Annotated in this window: 15 protein-coding genes and 2 pseudogenes; 9 read left to right on the top strand and 8 right to left on the bottom strand. The window is 69.5% G+C overall.

Annotated features, from left to right (window positions below; translation table 11 throughout):
• The first annotated feature begins 33 nt into the window (after nt 1–33).
• The 3 genes and pseudogenes from ACFVV1_RS02435 (at nt 34) to ACFVV1_RS02425 (ending at nt 2,954) form a co-directional block, all read left to right on the top strand.
• Nucleotides 34–1,230 (top strand): globin domain-containing protein, encoded by a 1,197-nt coding sequence (locus ACFVV1_RS02435; RefSeq protein WP_389983187.1) that lies wholly within the window; start codon nt 34–36, stop codon nt 1,228–1,230.
• A 138-nt stretch (nt 1,231–1,368) separates the two neighbouring features.
• Nucleotides 1,369–1,958 (top strand): annotated as a pseudogene (locus tag ACFVV1_RS02430) (N-acetylmuramoyl-L-alanine amidase).
• 72 nt (nt 1,959–2,030) lie between these two features.
• The gene (locus ACFVV1_RS02425; protein ID WP_389983184.1) at nt 2,031–2,954 is read left to right on the top strand and encodes a 1-aminocyclopropane-1-carboxylate deaminase/D-cysteine desulfhydrase; all 924 of its coding nucleotides are present in this window, start codon (nt 2,031–2,033) and stop codon (nt 2,952–2,954) included.
• A gap of 10 nt (nt 2,955–2,964) precedes the next feature.
• Here the strand turns inward: ACFVV1_RS02425 and ACFVV1_RS02420 are convergent, their stop codons facing one another.
• A complete protein-coding gene (locus tag ACFVV1_RS02420; RefSeq protein WP_389983181.1) occupies nt 2,965–4,569 on the bottom strand; it encodes a Na+/H+ antiporter in 1,605 nt (534 codons plus the stop codon).
• A 35-nt stretch (nt 4,570–4,604) separates the two neighbouring features.
• Between ACFVV1_RS02420 and ACFVV1_RS02415 the strand changes: the two genes are divergently transcribed.
• The 3 genes from ACFVV1_RS02415 to ACFVV1_RS02405 all read left to right on the top strand — a co-directional run bounded on the left by ACFVV1_RS02415 (nt 4,605) and on the right by ACFVV1_RS02405 (nt 6,459).
• Entirely contained in the window at nt 4,605–4,865 is a 261-nt protein-coding gene (locus tag ACFVV1_RS02415; RefSeq protein WP_384456628.1) for a UBP-type zinc finger domain-containing protein, read from the top strand.
• Nucleotides 4,866–5,095: 230 nt separating this feature from the next.
• A complete protein-coding gene (locus ACFVV1_RS02410; RefSeq protein ID WP_148839137.1) occupies nt 5,096–5,509 on the top strand; it encodes an anti-sigma regulatory factor in 414 nt (137 codons plus the stop codon).
• Complete coding sequence (locus ACFVV1_RS02405; protein ID WP_389983178.1) at nt 5,506–6,459, top strand: RNA polymerase sigma factor SigF; 954 nt, start codon at nt 5,506–5,508, stop codon at nt 6,457–6,459. The genes ACFVV1_RS02410 and ACFVV1_RS02405 overlap by 4 nt, the downstream gene beginning before the upstream one ends.
• A gap of 263 nt (nt 6,460–6,722) precedes the next feature.
• Here ACFVV1_RS02405 and ACFVV1_RS02400 read toward each other — a convergent pair whose 3' ends face one another.
• The gene (locus tag ACFVV1_RS02400) at nt 6,723–7,127 is read right to left on the bottom strand and encodes a hypothetical protein (protein ID WP_389983919.1); all 405 of its coding nucleotides are present in this window, start codon (nt 7,125–7,127) and stop codon (nt 6,723–6,725) included.
• 210 nt (nt 7,128–7,337) lie between these two features.
• Between ACFVV1_RS02400 and ACFVV1_RS02395 the strand changes: the two genes are divergently transcribed.
• On the top strand, nt 7,338–8,306 hold the full coding sequence (locus tag ACFVV1_RS02395; RefSeq protein ID WP_389983175.1) for a diacylglycerol/lipid kinase family protein: 969 nt from the start codon (nt 7,338–7,340) through the stop codon (nt 8,304–8,306).
• 318 nt (nt 8,307–8,624) lie between these two features.
• Nucleotides 8,625–8,882, top strand: coding sequence for a WhiB family transcriptional regulator (locus ACFVV1_RS02390; protein WP_003953983.1), 258 nt, complete (start codon nt 8,625–8,627; stop codon nt 8,880–8,882).
• A gap of 177 nt (nt 8,883–9,059) precedes the next feature.
• On the opposite strand, the gene ACFVV1_RS02385 is transcribed toward ACFVV1_RS02390, so the two are convergent.
• Both ACFVV1_RS02385 and ACFVV1_RS02380 read right to left on the bottom strand, forming a co-directional pair.
• A complete protein-coding gene (locus ACFVV1_RS02385) occupies nt 9,060–10,526 on the bottom strand; it encodes a histidine kinase N-terminal domain-containing protein (protein ID WP_389983916.1) in 1,467 nt (488 codons plus the stop codon).
• A 333-nt stretch (nt 10,527–10,859) separates the two neighbouring features.
• Nucleotides 10,860–11,191: pseudogene (locus ACFVV1_RS02380) on the bottom strand (glucosamine-6-phosphate deaminase); the annotation flags it as partial.
• Between the two features lie 283 nt (nt 11,192–11,474).
• On the opposite strand from ACFVV1_RS02380, the gene nagB reads away from it, so the two are divergent.
• Nucleotides 11,475–12,260: a glucosamine-6-phosphate deaminase gene (gene nagB, locus ACFVV1_RS02375; RefSeq protein ID WP_389983172.1), complete on the top strand. Its 786-nt coding sequence runs from the start codon at nt 11,475–11,477 to the stop codon at nt 12,258–12,260.
• Between the two features lie 485 nt (nt 12,261–12,745).
• Here the strand turns inward: nagB and ACFVV1_RS02370 are convergent, their stop codons facing one another.
• The 4 genes from ACFVV1_RS02370 to ACFVV1_RS02355 form a co-directional block, all read right to left on the bottom strand.
• The gene (locus ACFVV1_RS02370) at nt 12,746–14,287 is read right to left on the bottom strand and encodes a glycoside hydrolase family 3 protein (protein WP_389983169.1); all 1,542 of its coding nucleotides are present in this window, start codon (nt 14,285–14,287) and stop codon (nt 12,746–12,748) included.
• A gap of 9 nt (nt 14,288–14,296) precedes the next feature.
• Complete coding sequence (locus ACFVV1_RS02365; RefSeq protein ID WP_389983166.1) at nt 14,297–15,127, bottom strand: carbohydrate ABC transporter permease; 831 nt, start codon at nt 15,125–15,127, stop codon at nt 14,297–14,299.
• Nucleotides 15,124–16,116 (bottom strand): carbohydrate ABC transporter permease, encoded by a 993-nt coding sequence (locus ACFVV1_RS02360; RefSeq protein ID WP_389983163.1) that lies wholly within the window; start codon nt 16,114–16,116, stop codon nt 15,124–15,126. The genes ACFVV1_RS02365 and ACFVV1_RS02360 overlap by 4 nt, the downstream gene beginning before the upstream one ends.
• Nucleotides 16,117–16,215: 99 nt before the next feature.
• Nucleotides 16,216–17,502, bottom strand: a complete 1,287-nt coding sequence (locus tag ACFVV1_RS02355; RefSeq protein WP_389983160.1) for an extracellular solute-binding protein — start codon at nt 17,500–17,502, stop codon at nt 16,216–16,218.
• Nucleotides 17,503–17,532 lie beyond the last annotated feature (30 nt).

Here is a 17,532-nt window from a genome sequence, read left to right as displayed (position 1 = left end):
CTCACATACCAATTCAAGAACCAGGAGTCACCGATGCTCTCCGAGTCGTCGACCGCCACCGTCCGTGCCACCCTCCCCGCCGTGGGAGCGGCCATCGGAGACATCGCCGATCTCTTCTACCGCAAGCTCTTCGACGCCCACCCCGAGCTGCTGCGCGACCTCTTCAACCGCGGCAACCAGGCTTCCGGCGCCCAGCGTCAGGCCCTCGCGGGCTCCATCGCCGCCTTCGCGACCCAGCTGGTCGAGCACCCGGACACCCGCCCCGACGTGATGCTCGGCCGGATCGCCCACAAGCACGCCTCGCTCGGCGTCACCGCCGCGCAGTACGACATCGTGCACACCCATCTGTTCGCCGCCATCGCCGCGGTGCTCGGCGACGCGGTCACCCCGGACGTCGCCGCCGCCTGGGACGAGGTCTACTGGCTGATGGCGGGCGCCCTGATCTCGATCGAGGAGCGGCTGTACGCACAGCAGGGCGTCGTCGCCGGCGATGTGTGGCGCGAGTGGGAGGTGACCGCCCGGATCGAGGAGACGACCGATGTCGCCACCTTCCAGCTCCGCCCGGCCGACGGCGCCCCCGCCCCCGACTTCCGCCCCGGCCAGTACGTCTCCGTACAGGTGGAACTCCCCGACGGGGCCCGTCAGATACGCCAGTACAGCCTCTCCAGCGCCCCCGGCTCGCCGCTGCGCTCGATCACCGTCAAGCGGGTGCACGGCGGCGGCTCGCCCGACGGCGAGGTCTCCCGTCACCTGCACACCGAGGTCGGGGCCGGTGACCGGCTGCGGGTCTCCGCCCCGTACGGCGATCTCGTGCTCCACTCCGCGGACGCCCCGCTCCTGCTCGCCTCCGCGGGCATCGGCTGCACCCCGATGCTCTCGATGCTGGAACACCTCGCGGCGACCGGACACCGCGCCCCGGTCACCGTCGTGCACGGCGACCGCTCCCCCGCCGACCACGCGATGCGCACCGACCACGCCCAGCTCACCGGCAAACTCCCCGACGCCACCGCCCACTTCTGGTACGAGGACCCGGAGCCCGGCCACCGGGCCGACCGCACCGGACGGGTCGACCTGAGCGGCCTCACGGTCGCCCCCGGCACCCACGCCTACCTCTGCGGCCCACTGCCCTTCATGCGTGCCGTACGCACCCAGCTGCTGGCCCAGGGCGTCCCGGCGGCCGACATCCACTACGAGGTGTTCGGCCCCGACCTGTGGCTCGCCCAGAGCTGAGCCCCCCTCATTGCTCGCGGAATTGGCCGGACCGGCTCGCACCCGGCTCGAACAACTCCTTTGGGAATGGTCCGGACGCCGACATTCCGGTACAAGCGGATGAAGGTCCGATCCCCCCACGCGCACAAGGAGTCGGCCATGCCGTCACCCATGTCCGCGAGCACATTCCTGGAAGCCCTGACGGACGAGGGGCTCACCGTCGTCCAGGTCGGCGACTGGCGTACCCACAACCGCGACCACAAGGGCCCTGGGATCCGGTCAACGGCGTGATGATCCACCACACGGTCACCAAGGGCACCGCTTCCACCGTCCGCATCTGCCGCAACGGCTACCCGGAGCTGCCCGGTCCGCTCTGCCACGGGACGATCGCCGAGGACGGGACGGTCCATCCGGTCGGCTGCGGCAGGGCCAACCACGCCGGGCTCGGCGACGACGACGTACTGCGCGCCGTCGTCGCCGAGAAGCGCCTCCCGTCCGACAACGAGGCCAATACCGACGGAAACAGGCACTTCTACGGCTTCGAGTGCGAAAATCTCGGCGCCGCCGAGGACCCCTGGCCCGCCGCCCAGCTCGAAGCCATCGAGAGGGCCGCTGCCGCGATCTTCCGCCACCACGGCTGGACATCCCGCTCGGTGATCGGCCACAAGGAGTGGCAGCCCGGCAAGGTCGACCCCCGCGGCTTTTCGATGGACTTCATGAGGAACCGGATCCACGACCGCCTGAAATGACCCGCGCGCCCCCATCCGTACCCGCCCCTCCCCGCACAGCACGGCACGCCACCGCACGGCGACAATTGCGGCATGCCCCCTTCCGAAACGCTCGACCTCTCCCGCCTGCGGCCGGTACTCCCCTCGCCCCTGCAGCCGGCCGAGGACGACCGCTTCGCGCGCCACGGCGTACGGCTGCTGCTCAAGCGCGACGATCTGATCCACCCCGATCTTCCGGGCAACAAGTGGCGCAAACTCTCCCCCAACCTGCGGGCCGCCGCCGGGCGCACCGTGCTGACCTTCGGCGGCGCGTACTCGAACCATCTGCGGGCCACCGCAGCCGCCGGCCGACTGCTCGGGTTCCCCACCGTCGGGGTCGTGCGCGGTGACGAACTGGCCGACCGCCCCCTCAACCCCTCGCTCGCCCGATGCGCCGCCGACGGGATGACCCTGCGTTTCGTGGACCGCACGACGTACCGCGCGAAGGCCGATCCAGAGGTCCTGGCGGGGCTGCTGAGCGCCTTCGGGGAGTGCTGCGTCATCCCGGAGGGCGGCAGCAACGCCCTGGCCGCACAGGGCTGTACGGAGCTGGGCCACGAGCTGCGCGGCCGCGCCGATGTGGTGGCCGTGGCCTGCGGCACCGGGGGCACGCTGGCCGGTCTCGCCGCCGGTCTCGCACCCGGGCAGCGCGCCCTCGGCATCCCGGTGCTGCGCGGCGGCTTCCTCGGCGACGCGGTACGGGAACTGCAGTACGAGGCGTTCGGCGGACCGGCCGGGTCGTGGTCCCTGGACGAGCGCTTCCACTTCGGCGGCTACGCCCGTACGACCCCGCAGCTGCACGCCTTCGCGGACGACTTCGAGCAGCGGCACGGACTGCCCGTCGAGCGGCTCTACGTCGCCAAGCTGCTCTACGCGCTCACCGCACTGGCCGAGGAGGGCACGTTCCCTTCGGGAACCACGGTCGCGGCCGTCATCACGGGCCGGCCGTGGTCACCCCTTATGAGCACCATGCGCTGAAGGCACATCCCTAAGGTGCGCCCGACTCCTCCCGGTAGGCCGCCGCCTCCTCCAGGTCGAGCCGTCTGAGCAGCGTGCGAAGCATCTCGTCGTCGATCTGCCGCTCGTCCCGCAGCCGTACGAAGACTTCGCGCTCGGCGTCGATCATTTCCCTGGCCAGGCGCCGGTACGTGTCGTCCACCGACTCCCCGGTCACCGGATTGGCCGCGCCCAGCCGCTCCCACACGGCGTTGCGGCGGCGCTCCAGGACGGTGCGGAGCCGGTCGGTGAGCGGGCCCGGCAGAGAGTTGCGCCGGTCGGTGAGCAGCTCCTCCAGGCGCGTCTCGGCGGCCGTGGACGCCTCGCTCTGCGCCTGCGCCTCGGCCAGCGTCTCGGCCGTCGCGTCGCGCCCCGGAAGCCTCAGGACGCGCACCAGCAGCGGCAGGCTGAGCCCCTGGACGACGAGGGTGCCGATGACGGTGGTGAAGGTCAGGAACAGCACCAGGTTGCGGGCCGGGAAGGCGTGCCCGTCGGTCGTGACGAACGGGATGGAGAAGGCGATGGCGAGCGAGACGACCCCGCGCATGCCGGCCCAGCCGACGATCAGCGGCGCCTTCCAGTTCGTCTCCGGCTCGCGCTTCCTGATCCGTTTCGACAGCCACCGGGGCAGATACGTCGCCGGATAGACCCAGATGAAGCGGACCACGACGACGGCGAGGAACACGGCCACCGCGTACCAGAGGGCGTCCGCCACCGCGTACGTCCCGAGCCCCTTCAGTACGAAGGGCAGCTGAAGTCCGATCAGCGCGAAGACCGCGGACTCCAGGATGAACGCGACCATCTTCCAGACGGCCGCCTCCTGCAGCCGGGTCGCGAAGTCGACCTGCCAGGAACGGTGGCCCAGATAGAGCGCGACGACGACCACGGCGAGCACCCCGGACGCGTGCACGCGTTCGGCCGCCGCGTACGCCACGAAGGGAATGAGCAGCGACAGCGTGTTCTGCAGCAGGGCTTCCTTGAGGTGCGTACGGAGCCAGTGCAGCGGCACCATCAGCGCCAGGCCGACCACGACGCCGCCGACCGCGGCGAGGAGGAATTCGCCGATCCCGGCGCCCCAGCTCATGCCCTCGCCGACGGCGGCGGCGAGCGCCACCTTGTAGGCGGTGATCGCGGTGGCGTCGTTCACCAGGGACTCGCCCTGCAGGATCGTCGTGACGCGGCCGGGCAGCCCGACCCGGCGGGCGATCGCGGCAGCCGTGACCGCGTCCGGCGGGGCGACGACCGCGCCCAGCACCAGCGCGGCCGTGAGCGGCAGGTCGGGCACGAGGCGGTACGCCAGCCACCCGACCGCGACGGTCGCGAACAGGACGTAACCGACGGAGAGCAGTGCGACCGGCCGGAGATTGGCCCGCAGATCGAGGTACGAGCTGTCGACGGCCGCCGTGTACAGCAACGGCGGCAGCAGCAGCGGCAGCACGACGTGCGCGTTCAGGGTGTACGTCGGCACCCCGGGCAGATATGAGGCGATCAGCCCCGCCGCGACCAGCAGCAGGGGGGCCGGTACGGGGGTGCGGCGGGCGGCCCCCGCCACAGCCGCACTGGCAGCGACCAGTGCCACCAGCGGCAATGCGTCCATTTCACGGTCCTCGCATCCGTCGTAACCTGACAATCATGAGTGAATGCCCGCACGTGTCCGAGCTGCCGCGACCCGAACCGGCCCCGCTCAGCGAGACCTGCCTCGGCTGCCTCGCGGCGGGCAGCCACCCGGTTCAGCTGCGGCTCTGTCTGGCCTGCGGCCATGTCGGCTGCTGCGATTCGTCACCGTTGCAGCACGCCACGGCGCACTTCAAGGAGACCGGCCATCCGGTGATGCGGAGCTTCGAACCGGGCGAAAGCTGGCGCTGGTGCTTCGAAGACGGTTCGATCGTCTGACGTCTGGGTACGTCAAACCGGCGCCGGTTGTTCGTAATTGACCGCTGCAGACCCCTACCCACCGTGTGTGCTCATGGGCTTACCATGAGTGACAGTCATGGGTTGGGGCCTGGCGACACGGCATCATGGATCGCGATAGCGTCGCCGGGCCAGAACCGAAGACGTACCGCATGGCTCCGGGGCACCCTTCCCGGATCCTCGAATGAGTTTGTGCCACCTTGGAGGTGAGGGTGTCCCAGATCGCAGGCGAGCCCGGGAATCAGGACTTCGTAGAGGTCCGGCTGCCCGCTGCGGGTGCCTACCTGTCGGTGCTGCGTACGGCCACGGCCGGTCTCGCAGCGCGCTTGGACTTCACTCTCGACGAGATCGAGGATCTTCGCATCGCGGTCGACGAGGCCTGCGCGATCCTGCTTCAGCAGGCCGTGCCGGGCTCCGTCCTCAGCTGCGTCTTCCGGCTCGTCGAGGATTCTCTCGAGGTGACGGTGTCGGCGCCGACGACCGACGGCCGGGCGCCGGAGCGCGACACCTTCGCGTGGACGGTGCTCTCCGCGCTGGCCGGAAAGGTCGACTCCTCGGTGGCCGACGACCGAACGGTCAGCATCAGCCTGTACAAACAGCGCGGCGCGGGACCCGGGCCGGCGTGAGCAACGGGAACGGGGACGGTCCTGTGCGGGACGAGACGATGCGACCAGGGGTGGTGCGCGCAGCAGGCATCCCGGAGCAGCAGGCCCTGCCCCATCCGGAGGACGGGGCGGACGGGCCTGCGGGCCGTACGATCGCGGTGGAGCAGTCGCAGGCGGAGCGGGCAGGCCAGATGAGCGAGCACGGGCACCACGATCCACACGACCGCAGCGGGGCGCGGGCGCTGTTCATCGAACTGCGCCGGCTTCCCGACGGGTCGGCCGAGAAGGCGGAGCTGCGCAATCAGCTGGTGCGGATGCATCTGCCGCTCGTGGAGCATCTGGCCCGCCGGTTCCGCAACCGCGGCGAGCCGCTGGACGATCTGACCCAGGTCGCCACGATTGGCCTGATCAAGTCGGTCGACCGGTTCGACCCGGACCGCGGCGTCGAGTTCTCGACGTACGCGACGCCCACGGTCGTCGGCGAGATCAAGCGCCACTTCCGCGACAAGGGCTGGGCGGTCCGGGTGCCGCGCCGGCTCCAGGAGCTGCGCCTCTCGCTCACCACGGCGACCGCCGAGCTCTCCCAGCAGCACGGCCGCTCGCCGACGGTGCACGAGCTGGCGGAGCGGCTGGGCATCTCCGAGGAAGAGGTCCTGGAGGGCCTGGAATCGGCCAATGCGTACAGCACGCTCTCGCTGGACGTGCCGGACACGGACGACGAGTCCCCGGCGGTCGCGGACACGCTGGGCTCCGAGGACGAGGCGCTGGAGGGCGTCGAGTACCGGGAGTCGCTCAAGCCGCTGCTGGAGGACCTGCCGCCGCGCGAGAAGCGGATTCTGCTGCTGCGCTTCTTCGGCAACATGACCCAGTCGCAGATCGCGCAGGAGGTCGGCATCTCGCAGATGCACGTCTCGCGGCTGCTGGCCCGCACACTGGCGCAGCTGCGCGAGCGGCTGCTCGTCGAGGAGTAGCGCGAAGGGCCGTAGCGAGCGCGGGAGAACGGGAGCGTCAACGCCCGTGCGGCCCGGGCGGTCGGCGGCGGCTGAGAGGCTGTCGGGTGACCTCGGATCGGAAAGCGGACGCGGTCTGGTGCGTGCGATTCCAAGGCGGAGGAGGGAGGCGACGCGGAGCGTCGTCGACCGACGACAACGCGGGAAGCGTGCGTGCCAGGGCGTGGCCGCCCGGTCAGAGGTCACCCGACAGCCTCTGAGGGCCGCCTCACCCGGGTCCCGGCTCAGGCGTCCGGTGTGGTGCCGCCGGACGTGGCCTCCGAGGAGGTGCCCGGGCGGCGGATGCCGAGTGCGTCGATCGTCGTCGGCCTGACCAGCTGGTAGAGCGCCGTCAGGACCACCGCGGCGAGGACGATCCCGGCCGGGATCAGCGCACCGTGGGACCTCAGCAGCGTCCAGGCCACCGGGAGCGCGATGATCTGTGTGATGAGCGCGGGGCCCCGGCTCCAGCTGCGTCGCCGCAGCAGGCCGCGCGCGGCGATCAGCGGGATCAGGCCGAGCGCGATCAGCGTGAGGCCGCCCATCTCCGCCTGCTGCGGGCTCTCGGGGCGGCCGAGCAGTCCCATGACCAGCATGTAGATCCCGCCGAGGACGAGCGCCGACCCCTCCAGGGCGGTGAGTCCGGCCACGAGTGTGATCCTGCTCGGCTTCGCCGGTTCGACCGACGGCAAAGGCGACGACGAGGAAGGCGTGTTCTGCTGAGTACTCACCCATGCAGGTTGGCATCCCGGCGCCGCGAAAGCGAAGCCGGGGTGGGAACGCGCCCGGGCCGTCACCGAGCGTGAAGGTCATGAGGCAGGACTTCAGAGCTGTACCGCGCGGTAGGTAGTCTGGCCGTCATGCGCGCACTTCTTGTGGTCAATCCAGCTGCTACCACCACCAGTGCGCGGACGCGTGACGTGCTCATCCACGCGCTGGCCAGCGAGATGAAGCTGGAGGCCGTGACCACGGAGTACCGGGGCCATGCCCGGGACCTGGGGCGGCAGGCCGCGGACTCCGCCGAGATCGACCTGGTGGTCGCCCTCGGCGGCGACGGCACGGTCAACGAGGTGGTCAACGGTCTGCTCCACAACGGCCCCGACCTGGACAACCTGCCGAGCCTCGCGGTGGTTCCCGGCGGCTCCACCAATGTCTTCGCGCGCGCCCTGGGCCTGCCCAACGACGCCGTGGAGGCGACCGGCGCGATCCTGGACGCGCTCGCCAACCGCACCGAACGCACGGTCGGTCTCGGACTGGCGGCCGGCACCCCCGGTACACAGGACGAGTCGGTCCCCGAGCGCTGGTTCACTTTCTGCGCCGGACTCGGATTCGACGCGGGCGTGGTCGGGCGGGTCGAACAGCAGCGCGAACGCGGCAAGCGCTCGACACACGCGTTGTACGTACGCCAGGTGGTCCGGCAATTCCTGGAGGAGCCGCACCGGCGGCACGGGCTGATGACACTGGAGACGCCCGGACAGGAACCGGTCACGGACCTCGCGCTGTCCATAATCTCCAACACGGCCCCCTGGACCTACCTGGGGAATCGCCCCATGTTCGCGTCCCCGAAGGCCACCTTCGACACCGGTCTGGACGTGCTCGGACTGAAGCGGCTGTCCGCTCCGGCGGTCGCCCGCTACGGCACCCAGCTGCTCACTTCGAGCCCCGACAAGGGCCCGCGCGGCAAGCATGCCGTTTCACTTCATGACCTCACGGACTTCACCTTGCATTCAAAGGCGCCACTGCCCTTCCAGATGGACGGCGACCACCTGGGAGTACGTACCAGCGTGACGTTCACAGGCGTACGCCGTGCACTGCGTGTGATTGTGTGAGTGGAAGGGACCAAAGTCCTTTAACTCGAACGTTTGGGCTGGACTCCACCCCATAGAAGTACGGCTGTGACCTAGTCGACACCGAGGAATCAAAAAAAACTTTCCAGAAGGGGTTGTATCCGCCGCTGAGGTTTGCGAATCTCTACATGGCGATCGGGACGGCCCGCAACAACGGCCTCCACTGAGAGCCAGAACCCCTCCTCACTTCACAGGACCACAACCAGTTCATCTGGGCGTCGGCCCTTCACCTGCGGGGGGATTCGTGAAAGCGTTCACATTCACAAGCAACTGATGTAATACCAAGGAGAGGTAGCAGCCATGGACTGGCGTCACAACGCCGTTTGTCGTGAGGAAGACCCCGAGCTGTTCTTCCCCATCGGCAACACCGGTCCTGCGCTGCTGCAGATCGAGGAAGCCAAGGCCGTCTGCCGTCGCTGCCCCGTCATGGAGCAGTGCCTGCAGTGGGCGCTCGAGTCCGGCCAGGACTCCGGCGTCTGGGGTGGCCTCAGCGAGGACGAGCGCCGCGCAATGAAGCGCCGTGCGGCTCGCAACCGGGCGCGTAACGCCAGCGCCTGATCCGACGCCACCGCTACGAGCCTCAGCCAGGCGGCGCGTACAGAGCGTACGCACAACCCCGCCCCCCGAGTCGCAGCGCGCAGTACCCCCGAAGCGCATGCATGAACAGTGAGCCCGGACCGTGATCGACGGTCCGGGCTCACTGCTGTGTTCGCGTCGGCCGGCCGGCCACCGGGGCTATTTCTCCGTGCGGACCGGGATGTCGAGGACGACCTGGGTGCCGCGCTCGGGGGCCGGGACCATACCGAAGGTCCCGCCCAACTCGCCTTCCACCAGTGTCCTGACGATCTGGAGCCCCAGATTGCCGGCGCGCTGCGGGTCGAAACCCTCGGGCAGACCGCAGCCGTCGTCCTGAACGGTGATCAGCAGCCGCGCCTCGACAGAGGAACCTCCGCGTATCGCCGACACCTCCACCGTGCCGGACTCGGCGAGGGTGAACGCGTGTTCCAGGGCGTTCTGCAGAACTTCGGTGAGCACCATCGCGAGCGGTGTGGCCACCTCGGCGTCGAGTATGCCGAAGCGGCCCGTACGCCGGCAGGTGACCTTGCCCGGGGAGATCTCGGCGACCATCGCGATCACCCGGTCGGCGATCTCGTCGAACTCCACCCGCTCGTCCAGATTCTGGGACAGCGTCTCATGGACGATGGCGATCGAACCGACCCGCCGTACCGCCTCGTTGAGCGCCTCGCGGCCCTGCGCCGAGTCCATCCGGCGGGCCTGGAGCCGCAACAGGGCCGCAACGGTCTGGAGGTTGTTCTTCACCCGGTGGTGGATCTCCCGGATGGTGGCGTCCTTGGTGATCAACTCCCGCTCGCGGCGGCGCAGTTCGGTGACGTCCCGGAGGAGGACCAGGGACCCGATCCGGACTCCCTTGGGCTTGAGCGGGATGGCCCGGAGCTGGATCACCCCGCCCGCGCACTCGACCTCGAACTCGCGGGGCGCGTAACCGCTGGCGAGTTTGACCAGGGCCTCGTCGACCGGGCCGCGGGAAGGGGCCAGTTCGGCGGTGATCCCGCCGAGGTGCTGGCCGACCAGGTCGGAGGCGAGGCCGAGGCGGTGGTACGCGGAGAGGCCGTTGGGGCTGGCGTACTGGACGACCCCTTCGGCGTCGAGCCTGACCAGCCCGTCGCCGACGCGCGGCGACGCGTCCATGTCGACCTGCTGGCCGGGGAACGGAAAGGTCCCGGCGGCGATCATCTGGGCCAGGTCGGAGGCCGACTGGAGGTAGGTGAGCTCCAGCCGGGACGGCGTCCGTACGGTCAGGAGGTTGGTGTTGCGGGCGATGACGCCGAGAACCCGGCCCTCACGGCGTACGGGGATCGACTCGACGCGTACCGGAACCTCTTCACGCCACTCCGGGTCGCCCTCGCGCACGATCCGGCCCTCGTCCAGCGCCGCGTCGAGCAACGGACGGCGGCCGCGCGGCACCAAGTGGCCGACCATGTCGTCCTGATAGGAGGTGGGGCCGGTGTTGGGCCGCATCTGGGCCACGGAGACGTAGCGGGTGCCGTCGCGGGTGGGGACCCACAGCACAAGGTCGGCGAAGGAGAGGTCGGAGAGCAGCTGCCACTCCGAGACCAGCAGATGCAGCCACTCCAGGTCGGTGTCACTGAGGGCTGTGTGCTGGCGGACGAGGTCGTTCATGGAGGGCACGTATGCGAGCGTACCCGCGGATGGGTACGGGTTCCGAACCGAGCGGCCCGGCCGTACGTGCAAGGAGTATGAGCACGGGAAATTGCGGTGCTCCTACGGATGGACACGGGCGAATGGTCTAGTCCACAATGCTCAAGACAGAGCTTCCGCTCTCCCCGCACAGGAGAGTGGATCGAGGTACCCGCGCTCTCTGCCCTGACCGCGCAGGTACCTCTCCCCGGCCGGGGGCACCGCACACCGCCGGCCGAGCGGACCGTCCGGCGCCCAGGCGGTGGCCGGTCCTACTCCGGGCTGCGGTGCCGTACGGGCCGAGGGTCCCGTTCTGGCGCCGCGGCCCGCGGGTGTTTCCACGGGCCGGGCAGGGTCGACGCCGGACCGGCCGACCGTGATGACCAGGACGTCCCGGAGGTCCGGCTCGGCGCCGTACGCCGTCGTGGTGGACATGGACATCGAGGCGGGACCGCAGGGCAGGCCGAGCCGGATCTCCCACAGGCACTTGGCGCAGAGCGCTGCGTCGTCCGGCATACCGCGGGCGGCAAGGGGGCGAAGTGCGGCCTCTTCGCCGCGATCCCGGTGGCCACCTCGCGGCTCCCGGGCGCGCCCCGGCCGAGGATGCGGCACGGCGCGGCATCCTGTTCGGGCATCTCGCCGGACATGATCGGGCCCGGCTGCTCGCCTTCCCTGGCGGAGACCGTTTCCCTGGCGGAGACCGTGGCGGACGCGTCGAGCACCCACCTGCGGATTCCGGGGCCCCGGGGGAAGCGTTCCGGTGCGTCAGGAACGCCCGTCGCCCCGTCGGCCACGGGAATCCGGGCACCCGCCGGCGGGGTGCGGCCGGGGCGGGCAAGGCTGCCGTGTCCGTGATACCTGGTTCTGCTAGATTGGACCGCGATTGGTCTATACCACATTGGCTCGACTCTTCAGATCGGCAGGCCCCGCGTGGAAGTTGTCATCGTCCCGGACGCCAAGGCAGGCGGCGAACTCATCGCAGAGGCCATCGGCGCACTGCTGAGCCGCAAGCCCGACGCCCTTCTCGGCGTTGCCACCGGCTCTACCCCGCTGCCCATCTACCAGGCGCTGGCGGCCAAGGTCCGCTCCGGCGCCGTGGACGCCTCGCGCGCCCGCATCTGCCAGCTCGACGAGTACGTCGGGCTGCCGGCGGGCCACCCCGAGTCCTACCGCTCCGTGGTGCTGCGCGAGGTCGTCGAACCGCTCGGCCTGTCCGAGGCGTCCTTCATGGGCCCCGACGGCTCCGCCGAGGACGTCCTGGCCGCCTGCCAGGCGTACGACAAGGCGCTCGCCGAGGCCGGCGGCGTGGACCTGCAGCTCCTCGGCATCGGCACCGACGGGCACATCGGCTTCAACGAGCCGTGCTCCTCGCTCGCGTCCCGTACCCGGATCAAGACGCTCACCGAGCAGACCCGGATCGACAACGCGCGCTTCTTCGACAACGACATCACGCAGGTGCCGCACCACGTGATCACCCAGGGCATCGGCACGATCCTGGAGTCCCGCCACCCGATCCTGCTCGCCACCGGCGAGGGCAAGGCGGACGCCGTGGCGCAGACAGTGGAGGGACCGGTGGCCTCGATCGTGCCCGCGTCCGCGCTGCAGCTGCATCCGCACGCGACGGTAGTGGTGGACGAGGCCGCGGCGTCGAAGCTGAGGCTGGCGGACTATTTCCGCGCCACGTATGCGGCGAAGCCGCTGTGGCAGGGGCTGTAGCCGTCCCGGACGCGGCGAGGGGGCCGTGGGCACCTGTGGTGGGTGCCGCGGGCCCTCTCGTGTGCCGTGGCGCGTCCTGGGACGCGCTCTGTCCTCAATCGCCGGACGGGCTTGATTCGGACCCGCGTCACGGGGAGGCATCCCCACCCGGGAGACGGGGTTTGTCCTCAATCGCCGGACGGGCTTGATTTGCCGGGGCGGGGGTGACGGGCCTGATTTACCGGAGGCGGAAGCGACAGGCTCGATTGGCCCGAGGCGGGGGTGACGGGCCTGATTTACCGGAGGCGGAAGCGACAGGCTCGATTGGCCCGAGGCGGAAGTTACGGGCCTGATTTACCGGAGGCGGAAGTTACGGGCTCGATTGGCCCGAAGCGGAAGTTGCGGGCCTGACTTGCCGGAGGCGGAAGCGACGGGCTCGATTGGCCCGAGGCGGGGGTGACGTGGCCCCTCGTGCCGCGTCACGCCCCGCTCCCGGGCCTCGGGGCTCAGGCCCCGCGGGCTTCCGTGCCCCTGGCGATGATCTCCGCTGCCGCCAGGCCGCAGACGCGCGCCGCGCCATGGGTGGCGATGTGCAGGGCGCCCCTGGGCGGTGCCTGCGGGACGCCCATTTCAACCACGACCGTGTCGGGTCGCTCCGCCACCAGGGCGTCGAGGGCCCCTGCCATCCAGGCGTGGCGGTGGGCGTCGCGGACGACCACGACGATGCGCCGCTCCCCCGCGGCCCTCAGCACCGCGGCCGCGGGTTCCACGGTCTCGCCGCTGTACGTGTCGGTCTCCGTGCCCGGCACCAGCCGGCCCAGCTCCGCGGCGACGCCCCACGGGGTCTCGTCGCCGACCGCGATGTTCGAGGCGGAGGTGAACGCCGCGACGTACGCCGGCTCGGTCAGCGGCCCCGCGGAGCCGGTGCTCTTCACCGCGCGGCGGGCGGCGATCAGGCCGATGTCCGAGCCGATTCCGGTGCCGGGCCCGGTCCCCTCCTGCGCTGCCGCGCCCGGCCCCGAACCGGCCCCCTTGGCCCCTCGTGTCCAGGACGCGAGGGCGCGTACCCGTGCGGCCGCGTCCGCGAGCCGCTCCTCGGCGAGTTCACCGCTGCGCACCGCCGCGACCAGCGCGTCGCGCAGCCGCTGCACCGTGCCGTCGTCCTCCAGGCCGCCACCGACGCACAGGGCGTCGGCCCCCGCGGCGATCGCGAGGACGGAGCCGCGCTCGATGCCGTACGTCCCGGCGATGGCCTGCATCTCCACGGCGTCGGTGACGATCAGGCCGTCGTAGCCCATCTCCTCGCGCAGCAGACCGGTGAGGATCTGCGGGCTCACCGTCGCGGGGCGGTCCGGGTCGAGGGCCGGCAGCAGGATGTGCGCGCTCATCACGCACTGGGAACCCGCCGCGACGGCCGCCCGGAAGGGCACCAGTTCACGGGCGTGCAGCGTCTCCAGGTCCACATCGATGCGCGGCATCGCGTGGTGCGAGTCGATCGCGGTGTCGCCGTGCCCCGGGAAGTGCTTGGTGCAGGCGGCGACTCCGGCGGCCTGGAGGCCCTCGATGTACGCGGCGGTGTGCCGGGCCACGAGCTCGGTGTCGGTGCCGAAGGACCGTACGCCGATGATCGGGTTGCCCGGGTTGGAGTTGACGTCCGCGGACGGCGCCCAGTTGAGGTTGACGCCGCACTCCGCGAGCCGGCGCCCCAGCTCCTGGGCGACCGCGCGGGTCAGCGCCACGTCGTCGACGTGGCCGAGCGCGAGGTTGCCGGGGAAGGAGGAGCCGGTACGCACCTCCAGGCGGGTGACGTCACCGCCCTCCTCGTCGATCGCCACGAGGAGATCCTCGCGCTCGGCCCTGAGCTGGGCGGTGAGCGCGGCGACCTGCTCGGCCGTCCGGATGTTGCGGCCGAACAGCGCGACGGAGGCGAGGCCTTCGTCGACCCGGCGCAGCACCCAGTCCGGGGCGGTGGTGCCGGTGAATCCGGGCTGCAGGACGGCGAGGGCGTCGCGGGTGACGGTGTCCGTGGTGGATATCAGGGTGGTCATGGAGGTGCGTTATCCCTTCACGGCGCCGTCGGTGAGGCCGCTGACGGCCTTGCGCTGCAGGAAGACGAAGAGGATGAGAATCGGGATGGCGAAGATCGAGGCCGCGGCCATGGTGGCACCCCAGTCGTCGCCGAACTGGCTCTGGAACTGGGAGAGCCACAGCGGCAGCGTCTTGGCCTCGGGGTCCTTGTTGAGGATCAGGACGAGCGGGAATTCGTTCCACGCCGTGATGAAGCCGAAGAGCGAGGTGGCCATCAGGCCGGGGGCCAGCAGCGGCAGGATCACCTTGACGAACGCCTGCGGGCGGGTGCAGCCGTCGACCATGGCCGATTCCTCCAACTCCTTGGGCACCGCGGCAACATAGCCGCGCAGCGTCAGGATCGTGAAGGGGAGCACCATCACCATGTAGAAGAGGGTCAGCGGGACCAGGCTGTTGAGCATGTCCGCGTCGCGGACCAGCATGTAGATCGCGATGACCATGACTTCCCACGGCGCCATCTGCGCGATCATGAAGACCAGGATCATGCCCTTGCGGCCCTTGAACCGCATCCGGGCCAGGGCGAACGACGCGAAGAGCGCGATGATCAGCGAGAAGATCACGGCGAGCAGAGTGACGGTGAGCGAGTTCCTGACCAGGGTCAGGAAGTTCGGTGCGTGGTACGCCGTCTTGAAGTGCTCGAACGTGACGTCGGTCGGGAACCAGACCGGTGCCTCGGTGATGATGTCGCCGGTCGGCTTGAACGCCGTACTGAACATCCAGTAGACGGGGAAGACCAGTGCGGCGAAGAGGACGATCGCCGTTGCGTTGGGCCAGATGCGGCCGAGCAGTGAGCGCTTCACAGCTCGTCCTCCTCTTGCTTGAGAACGATGCGGAGGTAGTACGAGGTCAGCCCCAGCATGATCAGGATGGTCAGCAGCGAGATCGCCGCGCCCATGCCGTAGTGCTGGTTTCCGACACCCTCGACGAAGGCGTAGATCGGCAGTGTCTCGGTGAGGCGGTTGGGGCCGCCCTCACTGATGGTGAAGATCTGCGGGAAGGCCTTGAAGACCCAGATGACCTCGAGGAAGGTCGTGGCGTAGAGGAAGGGCCGCAGGAACGGGAACGTCACCGAGGTGAAGCTCTTCCAGACGCCGGCGCCGTCGAGCGCCGCGGCTTCGTACAGCTCCTTGGCGATGGTGGTGGTCGCCGCGTAGAGGTTGATCGCCACGAACGGGATCGACTGCCAGACGATCATCAGGGTCACGACGAAGAAGGTGGAGAACTGTGATCCGGTCCAGTTGAAGTCGGCCATCGAGTGCCAGCCGAGCTTGTCCAGCACGTAGTTGACGACGCCGAAGCGCGAGGCGAACAGCCACTGGAAGACGGTGGACGCGGCGACGATCGGCATGGCCCAGGCGAGCACCAGGCCGACCATCAGGGTGAGACGCATCTTCTTGCCGAGACGGGCGAGCAGCAGGCCGACCAGGGTGCCGATGATCATGATCAGGACGACGTTGACGCCGGTGAACACGATCGTGCGAACCGTGACCTTCCAGAAGTCCTCACCGGTGAGGATCTCCTGGTAGTTCTTGAAGCCGTTCCACTCGGTGACATGCTGGATCAGCTGTCCCATGTTGAGGTTCTGGAACGACAGCATGGCGTTCTTCGCCAGGGGGTACCCGAGGAAGATCGCCGTCACCGCGAGCGCGGGAACCATCAACAGGTACGGCGCTGCGCCGATACCCACCTTCCGCTTGCTGCCCCCGTGCTGCCCGACGGGTGTTTTCCCGTCCTGCCCGCGGGCTGCGGCCGTCTTGGCCACATCCGAGGGTTCGGTTTGCACTGCCATGCTCGCCATCTCTTCCAACAAAGCCCTACACGGAACGGTGCGTACAGCCGGGGCGGCGGGTCGAGACCCGCCGCCCCGGCGCGGAACGCGCTACTGCGACTACTGCTGCTGGCCGAGGCGCTTGTTGAGCTCGCCCTCGACCTTCTTGGCGGCGTCGGCGGGCGACTTGCCCTGCAGGACCAGCGTCATGTAGGTCTTGATCGGGTTCGGCGGGTTCTCGACCGGCGCCCACTCCGGGATCAGCGGGGTGGTGCCACCGGACTTGGCGGCGGCCGGGCCGGCCGCCTCGGCGGCGGGCTGGCCGACGGTGTACTTCTGCATGGCGTCGTTCTTCGGAGACCAGCCGGCCTCCTTGATGAGCGCGCCGTCGTTCGCCTCGGAGAGCGCGATCTTCAGGAACTCCTTGGCCAGATCCTGCTTCTTGCTGCCCGCGGCGACGGCGAGGTTCGAGCCACCGAGGAAGACGCCCTCGGGCTTGTCCGCGGTCTCACCGGGGATGGTGAAGAAGCCGATGTCGTCCTTGAGCTTCGGGTTGGCCTTGATGGCCGTACCGGCCTCGTAGCCCATCGCGATGATGGCGCCGGTCTTGCCCTTGGCGAAGACCTCGGCCTGCTGCGGGGTGGCCTCGTCCTTGTCCTTGGGCGCCTTGGAGTAGGACTGGTACTGCTTGTAGACGTCCATGGCCTCGGCGACCTTCGGGTCGGCCAGGTTGGAGACGTACTTGTCGCCTTCCTTCTTGACCGGCGAAACGCCCTTGCCGACGAGCAGACCGTCGAAGAAGTACCAGTTCTGGCCGGGCAGGTAGATCGGCTCGGCGTCGCCCTTCTGCTTGATGGCGTCGAACGCCTTGAAGAGGTCGGCACGGGTCTTCGGCGTCTCGGTGATACCGGCGTCCTTGAAGACCTTCTTGTTGTACATGACGACGCGGTTGCCCACGTACCACGGCAGGGCGTACTGCTTGCCGTCGTAGACGGAGGGCTGGTTGACGCCGTCGGCCCAGGCGGAGCCGATCTCCTTCTTCAAGTCACCGAGGTCCGCGAGGCCACCGGTCTTGGCGTACGCGGGGGTCTGCGTGTTGCCGATCTCCAGGACGTCCGGCGGGTTGGACTCGGAGAGGGCCGTCGTGACCTTCTGCTGAATGCCGTTCCAGTCCTGGACTTCGATCTTCAGCTTGGCCTTGGTCTTCTTCTCGAACTCGTCGGTGACCGTCTTGGTCCAACCGGGCGGGTTCGAGCCGGACATCGTCCATACAGTCAGGGTCTGGCCCTCGTAACTGCCGGCGCTCGTCTTCTTAACGTTGTCGCTACCGCCGTCGTCGGACCCGCACGCCGCCAGGCCGATCATCATGCCCGCGACGCCGATCGCCGCGATGAGCTTGCGCTTCACGCCAAACCCTCCTCAGGGATACTGCAACCC

Source organism: Streptomyces sp. NPDC058092 (assembly GCF_042884935.1).
Classification (GTDB): domain Bacteria; phylum Actinomycetota; class Actinomycetes; order Streptomycetales; family Streptomycetaceae; genus Streptomyces.
This window is presented reverse-complemented; position numbering and strand designations above follow the sequence as displayed.

Bases quoted from the DNA above. Each gene is read 5' to 3' on its own strand.
- ACFVV1_RS02420 (WP_389983181.1), bottom strand. From the start codon at position 4,569: ATGGACGCATTGCCGCTGGTGGCACTGGTCGCTGCCAGTGCGGCTGTG.
- ACFVV1_RS02415 (WP_384456628.1), top strand. From the start codon at position 4,605: ATGAGTGAATGCCCGCACGTGTCCGAGCTGCCGCGACCCGAACCGGCC.
- ACFVV1_RS02425 (WP_389983184.1), top strand. From the start codon at position 2,031: ATGCCCCCTTCCGAAACGCTCGACCTCTCCCGCCTGCGGCCGGTACTC.
- ACFVV1_RS02385 (WP_389983916.1), bottom strand. From the start codon at position 10,526: ATGAACGACCTCGTCCGCCAGCACACAGCCCTCAGTGACACCGACCTG.
- ACFVV1_RS02370 (WP_389983169.1), bottom strand. From the start codon at position 14,287: ATGACCACCCTGATATCCACCACGGACACCGTCACCCGCGACGCCCTC.
- ACFVV1_RS02390 (WP_003953983.1), top strand. From the start codon at position 8,625: ATGGACTGGCGTCACAACGCCGTTTGTCGTGAGGAAGACCCCGAGCTG.
- ACFVV1_RS02360 (WP_389983163.1), bottom strand. From the start codon at position 16,116: ATGGCAGTGCAAACCGAACCCTCGGATGTGGCCAAGACGGCCGCAGCC.
- ACFVV1_RS02435 (WP_389983187.1), top strand. From the start codon at position 34: ATGCTCTCCGAGTCGTCGACCGCCACCGTCCGTGCCACCCTCCCCGCC.
- ACFVV1_RS02395 (WP_389983175.1), top strand. From the start codon at position 7,338: ATGCGCGCACTTCTTGTGGTCAATCCAGCTGCTACCACCACCAGTGCG.